Here is a 16,068-nt window from a genome sequence, read left to right on the forward strand (position 1 = left end):
GCACGCCCGTGGGGACGCGGCGTGCCGGTGCTGCGCTCAGACCAGCTTGACCAGCTGCTTGCCGAAGTTCTTGCCCTTGAGCAGGCCCATGAAGGCTTCCGGCGCGCTCGCCAGGCCCTCGGCGATGCTCTCGCGGAACTTGAGCTTGCCCTGCGCGACCGCGGTGCCCAGCTCCTTCAGCGCCTGCGGCCACACGTCCATGTGCTCGGAGACGATAAAGCCCTCGATGGTCAGGCGCGAGACCAGGATCAGCTGCGGGTTCTTCAGCGGCAGCGGCTGGCCGTCATAGCCGGCGATCATGCCGCACATGGCGATGCGGCCGAAGGCGTTCATGCGCGACAGCACCGCGTCGAGGATATCGCCGCCGACGTTCTCGAAGTAGCCGTCGATGCCGTCGGGCGTGGCCTCCTTGAGCATGGTGTAGAGCTCCTTGGGGTCTTTGGCCGCCTTGTAGTCGATACAGGCGTCGAAACCCAGCTCGTTGACCACGTAGTCGCACTTGTCCTTGCCGCCGGCAAAGCCGACTGCGCGGCAGCCGGCCAGCTTGGCGAGCTGGCCCACCACGCTGCCGACCGCGCCAGACGCGGCGCTGACCGCGATGGTCTTGCCCGCCTTGGGCTGGATGATCTTGTTCAGGCCATACCATGCGGTCACGCCCGGCATGCCGACCGAGCCGAGGTAGGCCGACAGCGGGATATGCGTGGTATCGACCGGCTGCAGGCCGGTGCCGTCGCTGACGCCCATTTCCTGCCAGCCGAACATGCCGACCACCTTGTCGCCCGGCTTGAACCTGCTGTTCTTGCTTTCCACTACTTCGCCGACGGTGCCGCCGATCATCACCTCATCGAGCGGCTGCGGCGCGGCATACGACTTGCTGTCGTTCATGCGGCCGCGCATGTACGGATCGAGCGACAGGTAGTGGTTGCGCACCAGCACCTGGCCCTCCGCGATCTGCGGCACGGGCACTTCTTCCAGCCGGAAATTGGCCGGCGTCACAGCGCCCTCGGGACGCGAGGCGAGGACGATGCGCTTGAACGTGTTGGACATGGTGGGTTCCTTCCAATGGGAGATGGAAACTGCATGGAAACTGCTGATGCGGGGCAATGCGGCTCATGGAGCGCCCCGCCTGTGCTGCGCCGGCGCTCAGCCGTCGGCGCCGGTATCGGTGTCGCCCGGGCGCTGCGGCGGCATGCGCCGGATGTACTTGAACGTGCCCGAGCCGCGCGCCACGGTCTTGCCGTCGGCATCGACGATCTCGGCCTCGCAGAACACCATGGTGGTGGTGCGATGCACGGTGGTGCCGCGCGCGGTCAGGTGGCCGCGGCCCGGCGCCATGAAGCTGCTCTTCATCTCGATGGTGACCACGCCGCGGCCATCGGCATCGCTGCTGCGGCCGGCCACCGCCATGGCCACATCGAGCAGCGTCATGATCACGCCGCCGTGGGCCATGTCCCAGCTGTTCTGGTGGCGCTTTTCGGTCGGCAGCGAGATCTCGCTGCGCCCGCCCTCGGCCAGGCTGCAGGTCACGCCAAGCTCGGCAAGGAACGGGATATGGCTCAGGGAGCCGGTGTACTGGTTCATGGCAATGCGAGTGGAAGTTGGGGTGGGCGAGGCACCGGCGGCTTGCCCGCCGGCGCCGGTCCCGCATTATTGCCGCAAACGCCGGCAGTCGCTCACACTGGGCTCAGACCGCGCTGACGCCGCCGTCCACCGCCAGGATCTGCCCGGTGATGTGCTTGCCGGCATCGCTGGCAAACAGCAGCGCCGCGCCCTTCAGGTCTTCGTCGTCGCCCAGACGATGCAGCGGCACGCCCGCGCACATCGCCTCGACGCCCATGCGCTCGAGCGAGCCCCTGGTCATCTTCGACGGGAAGAAGCCCGGCGCCAGCGCGTTGACGGTGATGTTGTGCTCGCCCCACTCCGCCGCCAGCGTGCGCGTGAAGTTGACCACCGCGCCCTTGGAGGTGTTGTAGGCAATGGTTTCCATGGTGCCCGGCGGATTGCCGGCCAGGCCCGCGATCGACGCCACGTTGATGATGCGGCCGTGGCGGCGCGGGATCATCGACAGCTTGCCGACGCGCTGGCTCAGCAGGAACAGGCCGCGGATATTCAGGTTCATCACCTTGTCCCACGCTTCCAGCGGATGGTCTTCCGCCGGCGCGCCCCAAGTGGCGCCGGCGTTGTTGACCAGGATGTCGATATGGCCAAGCCTGGCGATGGCCTCGTCGGCCAGGCGCGCGACCTCGGATTCCTGCGAGCCGTCGGCAGCGATCCAGTCGGCCTCGATGCCGAGGCCTTTCAGGTGTTCCTGCGCGGCGCGCAGCTCGTCGGCCTTGCGTGCCGACAGCACGATGCGCGCGCCCTGCTCGCCCAGTGCCTCGGCAATCTGCAGGCCAAGTCCGCGCGAGCCGCCGGTGATCAGCGCGGTCTTGCCCTTCAGGTCAAACAGTTGCTGGATGGTGCGCATGATGTCTCTTCCTTGGTTGTCTTTGAATGAGGCAGTAAGCAGCCAGTGCCGGCGCTCAGAACCAGGCGCTCAGAACCAGGCGTCCTGCATGTCCAGCGTGGTGCGGTCGAGCGATGCCAGCAGGTCGAACTGCGGACCGACCCTGGGCAGCTCGAAGCGGAAGAAGTACGCCGCCGCGGCCAGCTTGCCGCGATAGAAGTCCTGGTCTTCCCGGCCGCTCGCCTGCGCCAGCGCGGCTTGCGCCAGCAATGCCTGCTCCAGCCAGATCCACGCCACCACCACGTGGCCGAAGGCTTCGAGGTAGACCGATGCGTTGGCCAGCGTCACGTTGGCATCGTCGGCGCTCCACAGGGTCTGGGTCACTTCGGCAAGGCGCTTGGTGGCGGCGCCGAGCGCGCGCGCCTGCTGCGCCAGTTCGGCATCGTCCGCGGCCAGCGCGCGGCCGATGGTGGCCTGCACGCGCTCGCCCAGCAGTTTGAACGCGGCGCCATCCTTCATCACCACCTTGCGGCCCAGCAAGTCCAGGCCCTGGATGCCGTGCGTGCCTTCGTGGATCGGGTTCAGGCGGTTGTCGCGGTAGAACTGCTCGACGTTGTATTCGCGGGTGTAGCCGTAGCCGCCGTGCACCTGGATCGCCAGGTTGTTGGCCTCCAGGCACCATTGCGACGGCCAGCTCTTGGCGATCGGCGTCAGGATGTCGAGCAGCAGCGCCAGGCGCGCGTGCGCTTCGTGGTCGCCGGTGGCGGCAGCGGCCTCTTCCTCGTCGACCAGCCGCGCGCAGTACAGGTTCAGCGCCAGGCCGCCCTCGACATAGCTCTTCTGCGCCAGCAGCATGCGGCGGATATCGGCGTGCTCGACCAGCTTTACCTGCGGGCTGGCGGCATCCTTGCCGCCGGGGCCGACCGGGCGGCCTTGCGGGCGGTTGCGCGCATAGTCCAGCGCATGCAGGTAGCCGGTGTAGCCGAGCATCACCGCGCCCAGGCCCACGCCGATACGCGCCTCGTTCATCATGTGGAACATGCAGGCCAGGCCCTTGTGCGGCTCGCCTACCAGGTAGCCGATCGCGCCGGCCTTGCCGCCCGGCTGGTACTTCATGCCTTCGCCGAAGTTCAGCAGGCAGTTGGTGGTGCCGCGGTAGCCCATCTTGTGGTTCAGGCCGGCCAGCACCACGTCGTTGTGCTCGCCCAGCGAGCCGTCTTCGTTGACCAGGTACTTGGGCACGATAAACAGCGAGATGCCCTTCACGCCCGGGATCAGCTTGCCATCCGGGCCCGGGATCTTGGCCAGCACCAGGTGGACGATATTGTCGCTTAGCTCGTGCTCGCCGGCGGAAATCCACATCTTGTTGCCGCGCAGGCGGTATTGCGCGCCCAGCGGCGATTCGCCTTCATACTCGGCGCGCGTCGTGATATCCGACAGCGACGAGCCGGCCTGTGGCTCCGACAGGCACATGGTGCCGAAGAAGCGTCCTTCCATCTCCGGCTTGACGAAGGTCTCGACCTGCGCCGGCGTGCCGTGCGTGAGCAGCAGGTTGGCGTTGCCGATGGTCAGGAACGGGTAGGAGCTGGTGCCGACGTTGGCGCCCTTGAAGTAGGCGAAGCCGGCTTTCTCGACCACCACCGGCAGCTGCATGCCGCCCAGTTCGTAATCCTGGCCCGCAGCCATCAGCCCTGCCTCGCAGAAGGCCTTCAGCGCGGTGCTGACCTCGGGGATGATGCTGACGGTCTCGCCGTCGAATTCGGGTTCGTGCTGGTCGTTCTTCTTGTTGTGCGGCGCGAACAGGTCGGTGGCGATCTTCTCGCAGGTGTCCAGCGCGGCATCGAAGGTCTCGCGCGAGTGGTCGGCGTAGCGCGGAATGCGGGTCAGCTCGTCGACCTTGAGCCATTCATACAGGATGAAATTCAGGTCGCGACGGGAAAGGATCATCGACATGGTGTCTCCATGCGGCGCACTGCGTGGCGTGCCGCGAGTTCTTTTGTCTTTTGGTGCGAGCCGCCTCGGTTGAATCGCCGTGTGGGGTGCTCCCTCTCCCGCTTGCGGGAGAGGGTTGGGGTGAGGGCCGGGCGGTACTACGAAGTGCAGTCTGGCGGTATGCCACCGCCTGCCCTCACCCCCTGCCCCTCTCCCGCGAGCGGGAGAGGGGAGCAAACCGGCAGTCTGTCCGGGCTGTCAGCCGTTACAGCACTTCGAACAGCCCCGCAGCGCCCTGCCCGCCACCGATGCACATGGTCACCACCACGTACTTCACCCCGCGGCGCTTGCCTTCGATCAGCGCATGGCCGACCAGGCGCGCGCCCGACACGCCGTACGGGTGGCCCACCGCGATGGCGCCGCCGTTGACGTTGAGGCGATCCATCGGGATGCCCAGCGTATCGGCGCAGTACAGCACCTGCACCGCGAAGGCTTCGTTCAGTTCCCACAGGCCGATGTCGTCGACCTTCAGGCCGGCCTTCTTCAGCAGCTTGGGCACGGCAAAGACCGGGCCGATACCCATCTCGTCAGGCTCGCAGCCGGCCACGGCAAAGCCGCGGAACACGCCCAGCGGCTGCAGGCCGCGGGCCTCTGCCACGCGCGCGTTCATCACCACGGCCGCAGAGGCGCCGTCCGAGAACTGCGAGGCATTGCCGGCGGTGATCACGCCACCCGGCACCGCGCTGCGGATCTTGGACACGCCTTCGAGCGTGGTGTCGGCGCGGATGCCTTCGTCGCGGTCGATGGTCACTTCCTTCGTCACCAGCTGGCCGGTGGACTTGTCGGCGACACCGGCGAGCACCGTCATCGGCACGATCTCGTCCTTGAACTTGCCGGCTTCCTGCGCGGCGGCGGCGCGTTGCTGGCTGCGCACGCCGTACTCGTCCTGGCGGTCCTTCGAGATGTTGTAGCGCTTGGCCACGTTCTCGGCGGTCTGCAGCATGTTCCAGTAGATTTCCGGCTTGTTCTTGGTCAGCCAGCTCTCCTGGACCATGTGGCGGTTCATTTCCTGCTGCACGCAGGAGATGCTCTCCACGCCGCCGGCGACGAAGATGTCGCCCTCGTCGGCGATCACGCGCTGCGCGGCCATGGCGATGGTCTGCAGGCCCGACGAGCAGAAGCGGTTGACGGTGGCGCCGGGCACGGTGACCGGGCAGCCGGCGCGCAGCGCGATCTGGCGGGCGATATTGGCGCCGGTGGCGCCTTCCGGGTTGGCGCAGCCCATCAGCACGTCTTCGACCTCGGCGGCCTCGATCTTGGCGCGCGCGATGGCGTGCTGGACCGCATGGCCGCCCAGCGTGGCGCCGTGGGTCATGTTGAAGGCGCCCTTCCAGCTCTTGGCCAGGCCGGTCCGTGCGGTGGATACGATGACTGCTTCGTTCATGTGTTGCTCCTCGGAATCTCTTGTGTCGTTCAGTTCGGTGTTTCGGTTCAGCCCTGGCCACTGAGCAGGTCGGCGGACATCACGCGCGCGACGCCGGCGGCACCGAGGTCCTGCCATGCCTGTGCCAGCGACCCTTGCAGGTCGATGGCCCGGCACGCATCCTCGATCACCGCGGCCTCGAAGCCCGCGGCGCGCGCGTCGAGCGCGCTCCACGCCACGCAGTAGTCCGTCGCCAGCCCGGCGCAGAACACGCGCCTGACGCCATGCTCGCGCAGGTAGCCGGCCAGTCCGGTGCGCGTGGTGCGGTCCGCTTCCATAAAGGCGGAGTAGCTGTCCACGCCGGCATGGTGGCCCTTGCGGATCACCAGCCGCGCGTGCGGCACGTGCAGCCCCGCATGCAACGCGGCGCCGGGCGTGTCCTGCACGCAGTGCACCGGCCACAGCACCTGCTCGCCATACGGCAGCGCCAGCGTCTGGAACGGCTGCGCGCCGGCATGGTTGGCCGCGAACGAGACGTGCGCGGCCGGATGCCAGTCCTGCGTCAGCACCACGTGCCCGAACGCGCGCGCCAGCCGGTTGATGACGGGCACGACCTCGTCGCCGCTGGGCACGGCAAGCGCGCCGCCCGGCATGAAGTCGTTCTGCACGTCGATCACCAGCAGGCAATCGTCAGGTCGGAGAGTGGTGTCCATGTCAGAGCCAGGGAGAACCGTGGTGACGTGTCAGCCGTTGAAGCCCTTGCCTTCGTCCGCCAGCTTCTGCAGCAGCGGCGCGACCTGCCAGGCTTCGCCGTGGTAGCCCTTGGCGTAGCGCTTCATTGCCAGCGCCACGTTGTACAGGCCGACCTGGTCCGCGTACAGCATCGGGCCGCCGCGGAACAGCGGGAAGCCGTAGCCGGTCAGGTACACCATGTCGATATCCGAGGCCTTGGAAGCAATGCCCTCTTCCAGGATCTTGGCGCCTTCGTTGACCAGCGCGAACACCAGGCGCTCGACGATCTCTTCGTCAGAGATCTTGCGGCGCGTGATGCCCAGGTCCTTCGAATGCTGCACGATCATGTCGTTGACCTGCTGGTTCGGGTACGGCTTGCGGTCGCCCGCCTTGTAGTCGTACCAGCCCGCGCCGGTCTTCTGGCCGTAGCGGCCCATCTCGCACAGCAGGTCGGCGGTCTTCGAGTACTGGATCTCAGGCTTGTCGACGGCGCGGCGCTTGCGGATGGCCCAGCCGATGTCGTTGCCGGCCAGGTCGCCCATGCGGAACGGGCCCATGGCAAAGCCGAACTTCTCGATGGCCTTGTCGACCTGCTCCGGCAGCGCGCCTTCGTCCAGCAGGTAGCCGGCCTGGCGGCTGTACTGCTCGATCATGCGGTTGCCGATAAAGCCGTCGCACACGCCCGACACCACCGCGGTCTTCTTGATCTTCTTGCCGATCTGCATGACCGTGGCCAGCACGTCCTTGCCGGTCTTCTCGCCGCGCACCACTTCCAGCAGCTTCATCACGTTGGCCGGGCTGAAGAAGTGCATGCCGACCACGTCCTGCGGGCGCTTGGTGAACGAAGCGATCTTGTTCACATCCAGCGTGGAGGTGTTCGAAGCCAGGATGGCGCCCTGCTTCATCACTTCATCCAGCTTCTTGAACACGATTTCCTTGACGCCCATTTCCTCGAACACGGCCTCGATGACCATGTCGGCGTCCTTGATGTCGTCATAGGACAGCGTGGTGCTCAGCAGGCCCATGCGCTGCTCGACCTTCTCTTGCGTGAGCTTGCCCTTCTTGGCGCTGTTCTCGTAGTTCTTGCGGATGATGCCGACGCCGCGGTCCAGCGCTTCCTGCTTGGTTTCCAGGATGGTGACCGGAATGCCCGCGTTGAGGAAGTTCATGCTGATGCCGCCGCCCATGGTGCCGGCGCCGATCACGGCGACCTTCTCGATCTTGCGCACCGGGGTGCCTTCGGGCACGTCGGGGATCTTGCTGGCGGCACGCTCGCCGAAGAAGGCATGGCGCAGCGCGCGCGATTCCGGCGTGGTCACCAGGAACAGGAAGCCCTCGCGCTCCTGCTTCAGGCCCTGCTCGAACGGCTTGAGCGAGCCCGCCACGGCTTCCAGGCACTTCAGCGGCGCCGGGAAATTCTTGGCCATCGCGGCCACGGTGTTGCGGGCAAAGCCGAGGTAGCCTTCGGCGTTTTCGTGGCGCACCTTCAGGTCGCGCACCTTCGGGTGCGGGCCGCTGGCGGCGCCGACGTTCTGCGCAAACTTGACCGCCGCGGGCAGCACGTCACCGTCGACGATTTCATCGAACAGCTTGGTGCCGGCGAACTTCTCGGACAGCACCGGGGTGCCCGACACGATCATGTTGGCGGCGGCCTCCAGGCCGATCACGCGCGGCAGGCGCTGCGTGCCGCCGGCGCCGGGCAGCAGGCCCAGCTTCACTTCCGGCAGCGCGATCTGCGCGCCCTTGGACGCGACGCGGTAGTTGCAGCCCAGCGCCAGTTCCAGGCCGCCACCCATGGCGACCGAGTGCACGGCGGCAACCACCGGCTTGGACGACGCTTCCAGCACGCGGATCACCGAGTGCAGGGTCGGCTCCTGCATGGCCTTGGGGGTATTGAATTCACGGATGTCGGCGCCGCCCGAGAATGCCTTGCCGGCGCCGGTGATGACGATGGCCTTGACGGCGGCATCGTCCAGCGCACGGGTCATGCCTTCGACGATGCCAAGCCGGGTGCTGTGACCCAGGCCGTTGACAGGGGGATTGTCGAGCGTGATGACGGCTACGCCGTCCTGAACCTGATACTGCGCTGTCATGCTGGTTCCTTTGGTGTCAGAAGTTGTCTCGGGATTCGAATTCTCGAATGAATGTTCTTTGCAGCGCGGGGCGTGCCGGCCGGTACCGGCGCCTGCCCCGGGTCGCGGCCTTCACGGGCGGGTTAACCCTTGACCCGATCCGCCGCTTTCCCGCGCCCCACAACGCCCTCCGGCGCTTGGGCGAAACAAGCATACACAAAATAGCACGGTCGTTCAATTTTAATTTCGGAACATTTCCGGCGCCATGCGCAACGCGAATGCCGTCCCTGATCGCGCTGCATGGAGCCGGTGCTTAACGACCCGGAGCAAGCCGCCCGCGATGCCGGCTAAGGCACTTGCCTGCCCTGCGCGAGCGCCGTCCCCAGACCAGTATCGGACTTTATTTGACCGATACGGGAAAATCGCCGGCGCAGACGCGGTAGACTCGCGGCTTTTCGTTTTTTGCCCCCTGGCCTTCACGAGACGCCGGGCGGCGGAAGGTCCAGCGACCCTGATGTCTTCCCCAATCCATTCTTCGTCCTCGCACGCTTGCTCGGCGCACGGGCACCAGCACCCGGTGGTCGAGCACGACGACCTCAAGCGCAAACTCAAGGCCCGCCACCTGACCATGATCGCCGTCGGCGGCGCGGTCGGCACCGGCCTGTTCGTGGCCTCGGGTGCCTCGATCGCGCAGGCGGGCCCGGGCGGCGCGCTGCTGATGTATATGCTGCTCGGCCTGATGGTCTATTGCCTGATGACCAGCCTGGGCGAGCTGGCGGTGCACATGCCGGTGGCCGGCTCCTTTGTCACCTACAGCGCGCTCTATGTCGACGAAGGCTTCGGCTTCGCGCTGGGCTGGAACTACTGGTTCAGCCTTGCCGTAACCATTGCCGTAGAGCTGACCGCGGCACAGCTGGTGATGCAGTACTGGTTCCCCGGCGTGCCCGGGGTGCTGTGGAGCGCCGGCTTCCTGCTGCTGATGTTCGGGCTCAACGCGTTCTCGGTGCGCGGCTTCGGCGAGGCCGAATACTGGTTCGCGCTGATCAAGGTGATCACCGTGGTAGTGTTCCTGGGCGTTGGCCTGCTGATGATCTTCGGCATCATGCAGGGCGGCCCGCAGTCCGGCTGGCACAACTTCACCACCGGCGACGCGCCCTTTGTCGGCGGCATCCCGGCCATGTTCGGCGTGGCCATGATCGCCGGCTTCTCCTTCCTCGGCACCGAAACCGTCGGCGTCGCCGCCGGTGAGGCCGAACGCCCCGCCATCACCATTCCGCGCGCAATCCGCCAGACCTTCTGGCGGATCCTGCTGTTCTACGTGCTGGCGATCCTGGTGATCGGCGTGCTGATTCCCTATACCGACCCCAACCTGCTGCGCAACGACGTGACCGACGTGGGCGTGAGCCCGTTCGCGCTGGTGTTCCGCCACGCCGGGCTGGCCTTCGCGGCCGGGCTGATGAACGCGGTGGTGCTGACCGCCCTGCTGTCGGCGGGCACCTCCAGCATGTATGTGTCGACGCGCATCCTGTACGGCCTGGCCGTCAGCCGCCGCGCGCCGCGCGCGTTCGCCCGGCTGACGCAGAACGGCGTGCCGTTCTACGCGCTGCTGGCGACCACCGCCATCGGCGCGCTGTGCTTTCTCAGCTCGCTGCTCGGCAACAAGACCGCCTACCTGTGGCTGCTCAACACCTCGGCCATGACCGGCTTTATCGCCTGGCTCGGCATTGCCGTCAGCCACTACCGCTTCCGTCGCGGGATGGCGCACCAGGGGCATGACGTCAGCAAGCTCGCCTACCGGTCGCCGTTGTATCCGTTCGGGCCGGTCTTCTCGGCGGTGCTGTGCCTGGTGATCATCGGTGGCCAGAATTACCAGGCATTCGCCGACATCCCGAACCGGTGGCTGGAAATCGTCGCCACCTATATTGGCGTGCCGGTGTTTCTGGTGCTGTGGGTGGGATACCGGCTGGTCACCGGGTCGCGGCTGATTGCGTATGAGGATATGCCGTTCGAGTTTCCGGAGGGCGGTAAGGACAGCAACGGGAAAGAGGCGGCTTGAGGCGGAAGGGAAGTCGGCGATGATGGGGATGGGATCGCTTCGTGGATGCGCCGGCCCTCTCCCCCGCCCCGCTCCCGCAAGCGGGAGAGGGGAGCACACAAGCGGTCAGCACTGGCCACCTATACCTCCAGCCACTCCTTCCTGACCTGCCCGTTAGCCTTCAGTTCGCCCGGCGTCCCCTCGAACACGATATGCCCGTGGCCCATGACGTAGACGCGCTGCGAGATATCCAACGCGATCGCCAGCTTCTGCTCGATCAGCAACACCGAGACGCCGCGCTCCTTCAGCGTCTTCAGATAGTCCCCCACCAGCGCCACGATCATCGGCGCCAGGCCTTCGGTGGGCTCATCGATCAGGATCAGGTCAGGATCCCCCATCAGCGTACGGCACAGCGTCAGCATCTGCTGCTCACCGCCGGACAGCACGCCGGCCGAGGTGTTCTCCCGCTCCTTCAAGCGCGGGAACATGTTGAACATATCCTCCACGCTCCAGCGCGGCCTGGGCTGTCGCGGGTTGCGCTTTTCACCAAGCAGCAGATTCTGGCGCACCGTCAGCGTAGGGAAAATATCCCGGTTCTCCGGCACGTAGCCGATGCCGAGATGCGCAATCTCGAAGGTGCGCCGCCCGAGGATATCTTCCCCCCGGAACTTCACCGACCCTTCCGCCTTGACCATGCCGAGGATGGCCTTGGCCATGGTCGAGCGCCCCACCCCGTTGCGCCCCAGCAGCGCCACGATCTCGCCCTCGTCGATATGCGCGTCGACGCCATGCAGGATATGGCTCTTGCCGTAGTAGGCGTGCAGGCCCGTGACTTCCAGCATGCGCTTGCCCATCAGTGCACTCCTTCGGTGGTGGCCTCGTCGAGCGTGGTGCCCAGGTAGGCCTCCTTGACCTTGCGGTTGTTGCGGATTGCCTGCGGGGTATCGGTGGCGATGACCTCGCCGTAGACCAGCACCGAGATGCGGTCGGCCAGCCCGAACACCACGCTCATGTCGTGCTCCACCATCACCAGCGTCTTGCCCACCGTGACCTTGCGGATCAGCTCGACCGCGTGGTCCGATTCCGAGCGGCTCATGCCGGCGGTGGGTTCGTCCAGCAGGATCACGTCGGCGCCGCCGGCGATGGTGATGCCGATCTCCAGCGCGCGCTGCTCGGCGTAGGTCAGCAGGCCCGCCTGGGTATCGCGGCGATGCTGCATGCCGATCAGCTCCAGCACGTCCTCGGCGCGCTCGCGCGCGTCGCGCAGGCCAGTGAGCCGGTGCCAGAACGAATACTTGTAGCCAAGCGACCACAGCACCGCGCAGCGCAGGTTCTCGAACACCGACAGCCGGTGGAAGATATTGGTGATCTGGAAGCTGCGCGACAGCCCCATGCGGTTGATGACGAAGGGCTGCAGCCCGCCGATCTCTTCGCCGTTCAGGCGCACCGTGCCGCTGCTGGGCGCGAAGCGGCCCGAGATCAGGTTGAAGGTGGTCGACTTGCCCGCCCCGTTGGGGCCGATCAGCGCATGGCGCTCGCCCTTGGGGATGCTCAGGTTCACGCCGCGGATGATTTCCGTCTGGCCGAACTTCTTGCGTACATCGGTCAGTTCCAGTGCCGCCGCGCTCATGCCCTGCCTCCTGCGATTTCTGCCTGCACCTTGTCCCATTGCGCGCGCGACGCGCGCACCGCCAGCCGCCACGCGCCCAGCCCCACCGCCCACAGCGCCGCCGCCGCCAGCCATGGCATCCAGGTCGCGGCATCGAAGCCGATGCCGAACAGCTTCATGGCGGTGCCGTTGGCGCTGTCGACCTGCACCTTGTAGACCAGTTCGACGGTCACAATCATCGCCACCAGCAGCACCACGCCGGCCGCGCCGGCCTTCGCGTAGGACGGCAGCATGCGGCGCAGCTTGCCCTTCGCCGCCAGCGGCAGCTGCATCAGCAGCAGGCTGGCCAGGCCGCCCGGCACGAACATCACCATCAGCACGAAGAACAGGCCCAGGTAGAGCAGCCAGGCCTTGGTCAGGTCCGACAGCGCCACCGCGAACAGCACAAACACCACCGCGCCGATGATCGGCCCGAAGAACACCCCGGCGCCGCCGATGAACACCGCCAGCAGCACGCCCCCCGAACGCACCGCGCTGACGTTCTCGGCCGAGACGATCTCGAAGTTGATCGCCGCCAGCGCGCCGGAGATGCCGGCGAAGAACGCCGAAAGGATCAGCACCAGGTAGCGCACGCGCTGGGTGTTGTAGCCGATGAACTCGACCCGCTCGGGGTTGTCGCGCACCGCGTTGGCGATGCGGCCCAGCGGGGTCTGGGTCCAGGCGTACATCGCCACCATCGACACCAGGCACCACGCCGCGATCAGGTAGTAGACCTGGCGCCCGGGCCCGAAGCTGATGCCCAGGAACGGGTCGCCGACCACGCGGTTGGTGGAGATGCCGCCCTCGCCGCCGAAGAACTCCGGGAACATCAGCGAGCTGGCAAAGACCATCTCGCCGATGCCCATGGTGATCATGGCGAAGGTGGTGCCCGCCTTCTTGGTGGTGACGTAGCCGAAGATGACGCCGAAGAACGCGCCGGCCAGGCCGCCCACCAGCGGCAGCATCGACACCGGCAGCCACACCTTGCCGGCGCCGACCATGTTCAGCACATGTACCGCGATAAAGGCGCCCAGCCCCGAATACACCGCATGGCCGAACGACAGCATGCCGGTCTGCCCCAGCAGCATGTTGTACGACAGCGCGAAGATGATCATGATGCCCATCTGCGACATCAGCGTGATGGCGAAGCCTCCGGTGAAAAACAGCGGCAGCACCAGCATGACCAGCACGGTCAGGCTCCAGATGATCCAGCGCGCCAGGTTCAGCGGGCGGTAGCGCAGGGTGCGGCCGGTTGCCACCGGCTCGCGGGGTTGTTGCATCGCTTGCTCCATGGCCTCAGCTCTCCCGGGTTCCCATCAGTCCACGCGGGCGGAAGATCAGCATCACCACCAGCAGCAGGTATGGCAGCACCGGCGCCACCTGGGCCACCGTCAGCTTCCACAGCGAATAGAACGGCGTGGCCTCGCTGACCGCCAGCCCCAGGCTGGTCATCAGGCCCGCCAGCGAGGCGTCGATGGTCACCGCGAAGGTCTGCAGCACGCCGATCAGGATCGATGCGATGAACGCGCCCACCAGCGACCCCATGCCGCCCACCACCGCCACCACGAACACGATCGACCCCACCGCCGCCGCCATCGACGGCTCGGTGACGAAGGCGTTGCCGCCGATCACCCCGGCCAGCCCCGCCAGCGCGGCGCCGCCGCCGAACACCATCATGAACACGCGCGGCACGTTGTGGCCCAGCGCCTCGACCATTTCCGGATGGGTCAGCGCGGCCTGGATCACCAGCCCGATGCGGGTGCGCGTCAGCACCAGGTAGATCGCCACCAGCATGCCCAGCGACACCAGCATCATGAAGGCGCGGTACTTGGGGAACGACGAGGTGAACACCGTGAACAGCGGCCCGTCCAGTTCGGCGGGAATCCGGTACGGCACCGCCGCCAGGCCCCACACCAGCTTGACGCCCTCCTCGATCAGGTAGGCCAGGCCGAAGGTGAACAGCAGCTCGGCCACATGGCCGTACTTGTGCACCGTGCGCAGGCCGAAGCGCTCCACCAGCGCGCCCGCGCCGGCCACCAGCAGCGGCGCGAAGATCAGCGCCGGCCAGAAGCCGATCTTGCTGGCGATGGTGTAGGCAAAATAGGCGCCCAGCATGTAGAAGCTGGCATGGGCAAAGTTGAGCACGCCCATCATGCTGAAGATCAGCGTAAGGCCCGACGACAGCATGAACAGCAGCAGCCCGTAGCTGATGCCGTTCAGCAATGAGATGACGAAGAATTCCACAGCGTGTCCTTCAAGCTGGTGCCGTCATGCGCGCGCATGGCGGCAACCGTCCGGGTCGATCGAGGGTGAGCGCCTCCGCCAGGGGCGGACATCGCCCCCGGACACTCCCCGTTGTGGTCTGAAACAAAGACCTGAATGTCGGCCGGAAAGACCGGAAGTATGCAGGCCGCGCGGCCACTTTGTCAGCGTGGCCGCGCACCGCCGCCAGGATCAGCCCGGCCGCTTCATCTGGCAGGAGGTCGGCTGGGCCGATACGTACTGATCCATCAGCGCGTTGGTCTTCCAGCCGTAGCCAGTGTTTTCCTGGTCGTACTTGATTTCCTTGCCGTCGACCTTGGTCCAGGTGGCGACCACCAGCGGCTGCTGCGCCTGGTGGTCGGTGTTGCGCATCTCGACCGTGCCGTTCATGCTGTCGACCTTGATGCCTTCCAGCGCCTTGGCCACCTTGACCGGATCGGTCGAGTTGGTGTCCTTCATCGCCTTGCTGAGCATGGCGATGCCGGTGTACGAGGCCATCACGTAGAAGTCGTCGTTGTACTTCTTCTTGTAGCCCTCGATGATGTCGGCGCCGCGGAAACCCTTGTTGTTGGGGTTGTAGTAGCCCACGTACTTGACGCGGTCGGCGCCGGCGGCGCCCATCGCCGTCGGCACGCCGGTGGTGCCGGCGTAGTAGGTGTAGTAGTTGGTGGTGAGCCCGGCGTCCTTGCCCGCCTTGATCAGCAGCGCCAGGTCGCTGCCCCAGTTGCCCGTGATGACAGTATCGGCGCCCGAAGCCTTGATCTTGGCGGCATATGGCGCGAAGTCCTTGACCTGGGCCAGCGGGTGCAGGTCTTCACCCACGATCTGGACGTCGGGGCGCTTGCGCTTCAGGTAGTCCTTGGCGGCCTTGGCCACCTGGTGCCCGAACGAATAGTTCTGGTTGATCAGGTAGACCTTCTTGACGTTGGGGTCCTTGGCCAGGAAGGTGGTCAGCGCCTCCATCTTCATGTCCGAGTTGGCATCGAGCCGGAAATGCCAGTAGTTGCACTTGGCATTGGTCATGTCCGGATCCACCGCGGCGTAGTTCAGGTAGACGATTTCCTTGCCGGGGTTGCGCTCGTTGTGCTTGGCCACCGCATCCTGCAGCGCCAGGCCGACCGACGAGCCGTTGCCCTGCACCACGTAGCGGATGCCCTGGTCGATCGCCTGCTTGAGGATGGTCAGGCTTTCCTGCGGCGACAGCTTGTTGTCGAAGCCCACCACCTCGAACTTGTGCGGACCGGCCCAGCCCTTCTGGTTGGCGACATCGGCCACGTACTGCCAGCTCTTGAGCTGGTTCTGGCCAACCGGGGCCATCAGCCCCGAGAGCGGATCGATAAAAGCGATCTTCACCGTATCCGCGAGTGCGGACCCCGAAACCAGCGCGGAACCCAGTGCGGCAAACATGGCCACACCGGCCACCAGCGGACGCATTTTGGTCATACCTGTCTCCTTCACTCTTATCGTGGCTTGTGGTTCGATGTCGTCGATGCGGCCGGCCGCGTGGCGCCCTCCTGT

At 66.2% G+C, this 16,068-nt stretch carries 13 protein-coding genes; 1 reads left to right on the forward strand and 12 read right to left on the reverse strand.

What is annotated here, in order from left to right:
- Positions 1 to 36 precede the first annotated feature (36 nt).
- The 7 genes from GA0116996_RS23545 to GA0116996_RS23575 all read right to left on the reverse strand — a co-directional run bounded on the left by GA0116996_RS23545 (position 37) and on the right by GA0116996_RS23575 (position 8,626).
- Positions 37 to 1,047, reverse strand: coding sequence for an NADP-dependent oxidoreductase (locus GA0116996_RS23545; protein WP_092316420.1), 1,011 nt, complete (start codon positions 1,045 to 1,047; stop codon positions 37 to 39).
- A gap of 96 nt (positions 1,048 to 1,143) precedes the next feature.
- Positions 1,144 to 1,581: a PaaI family thioesterase gene (locus tag GA0116996_RS23550; protein ID WP_092316422.1), complete on the reverse strand. Its 438-nt coding sequence runs from the start codon at positions 1,579 to 1,581 to the stop codon at positions 1,144 to 1,146.
- A gap of 103 nt (positions 1,582 to 1,684) precedes the next feature.
- Entirely contained in the window at positions 1,685 to 2,467 is a 783-nt protein-coding gene (locus GA0116996_RS23555) for an SDR family oxidoreductase (RefSeq protein WP_092316424.1), read from the reverse strand.
- A 69-nt stretch (positions 2,468 to 2,536) separates the two neighbouring features.
- Positions 2,537 to 4,399, reverse strand: coding sequence for an acyl-CoA dehydrogenase (locus GA0116996_RS23560; protein ID WP_092316426.1), 1,863 nt, complete (start codon positions 4,397 to 4,399; stop codon positions 2,537 to 2,539).
- A gap of 244 nt (positions 4,400 to 4,643) precedes the next feature.
- Positions 4,644 to 5,822: an acetyl-CoA C-acyltransferase gene (locus GA0116996_RS23565; RefSeq protein WP_092316428.1), complete on the reverse strand. Its 1,179-nt coding sequence runs from the start codon at positions 5,820 to 5,822 to the stop codon at positions 4,644 to 4,646.
- Between the two features lie 47 nt (positions 5,823 to 5,869).
- The gene (pncA, locus tag GA0116996_RS23570; RefSeq protein WP_092316430.1) at positions 5,870 to 6,514 is read right to left on the reverse strand and encodes a bifunctional nicotinamidase/pyrazinamidase; all 645 of its coding nucleotides are present in this window, start codon (positions 6,512 to 6,514) and stop codon (positions 5,870 to 5,872) included.
- A gap of 30 nt (positions 6,515 to 6,544) precedes the next feature.
- Positions 6,545 to 8,626, reverse strand: coding sequence for a 3-hydroxyacyl-CoA dehydrogenase NAD-binding domain-containing protein (locus GA0116996_RS23575; RefSeq protein WP_092316432.1), 2,082 nt, complete (start codon positions 8,624 to 8,626; stop codon positions 6,545 to 6,547).
- 493 nt (positions 8,627 to 9,119) lie between these two features.
- Here GA0116996_RS23575 and GA0116996_RS23580 point away from each other — a divergent pair, with 493 nt between their 5' ends.
- Positions 9,120 to 10,661: an amino acid permease gene (locus GA0116996_RS23580; RefSeq protein ID WP_092316434.1), complete on the forward strand. Its 1,542-nt coding sequence runs from the start codon at positions 9,120 to 9,122 to the stop codon at positions 10,659 to 10,661.
- A 119-nt stretch (positions 10,662 to 10,780) separates the two neighbouring features.
- Here the strand turns inward: GA0116996_RS23580 and GA0116996_RS23585 are convergent, their stop codons facing one another.
- The 5 genes from GA0116996_RS23585 to GA0116996_RS23605 all read right to left on the reverse strand — a co-directional run bounded on the left by GA0116996_RS23585 (position 10,781) and on the right by GA0116996_RS23605 (position 15,993).
- On the reverse strand, positions 10,781 to 11,494 hold the full coding sequence (locus GA0116996_RS23585) for an ABC transporter ATP-binding protein (protein ID WP_092316436.1): 714 nt from the start codon (positions 11,492 to 11,494) through the stop codon (positions 10,781 to 10,783).
- Complete coding sequence (locus tag GA0116996_RS23590; protein ID WP_092316437.1) at positions 11,494 to 12,270, reverse strand: ABC transporter ATP-binding protein; 777 nt, start codon at positions 12,268 to 12,270, stop codon at positions 11,494 to 11,496. The genes GA0116996_RS23585 and GA0116996_RS23590 overlap by 1 nt, the downstream gene beginning before the upstream one ends.
- Complete coding sequence (locus GA0116996_RS23595; RefSeq protein WP_092316439.1) at positions 12,267 to 13,580, reverse strand: branched-chain amino acid ABC transporter permease; 1,314 nt, start codon at positions 13,578 to 13,580, stop codon at positions 12,267 to 12,269. Before GA0116996_RS23595 ends, GA0116996_RS23590 begins: the two co-directional genes overlap by 4 nt.
- Positions 13,581 to 13,584: 4 nt before the next feature.
- Positions 13,585 to 14,532: a branched-chain amino acid ABC transporter permease gene (locus GA0116996_RS23600; RefSeq protein ID WP_062799143.1), complete on the reverse strand. Its 948-nt coding sequence runs from the start codon at positions 14,530 to 14,532 to the stop codon at positions 13,585 to 13,587.
- A 210-nt stretch (positions 14,533 to 14,742) separates the two neighbouring features.
- A complete protein-coding gene (locus GA0116996_RS23605) occupies positions 14,743 to 15,993 on the reverse strand; it encodes a branched-chain amino acid ABC transporter substrate-binding protein (RefSeq protein ID WP_092316441.1) in 1,251 nt (416 codons plus the stop codon).
- Positions 15,994 to 16,068: the final 75 nt, after the last annotated feature.

It is taken from the genome of Cupriavidus alkaliphilus (genome assembly GCF_900094595.1).
GTDB lineage: Bacteria > Pseudomonadota > Gammaproteobacteria > Burkholderiales > Burkholderiaceae > Cupriavidus > Cupriavidus alkaliphilus.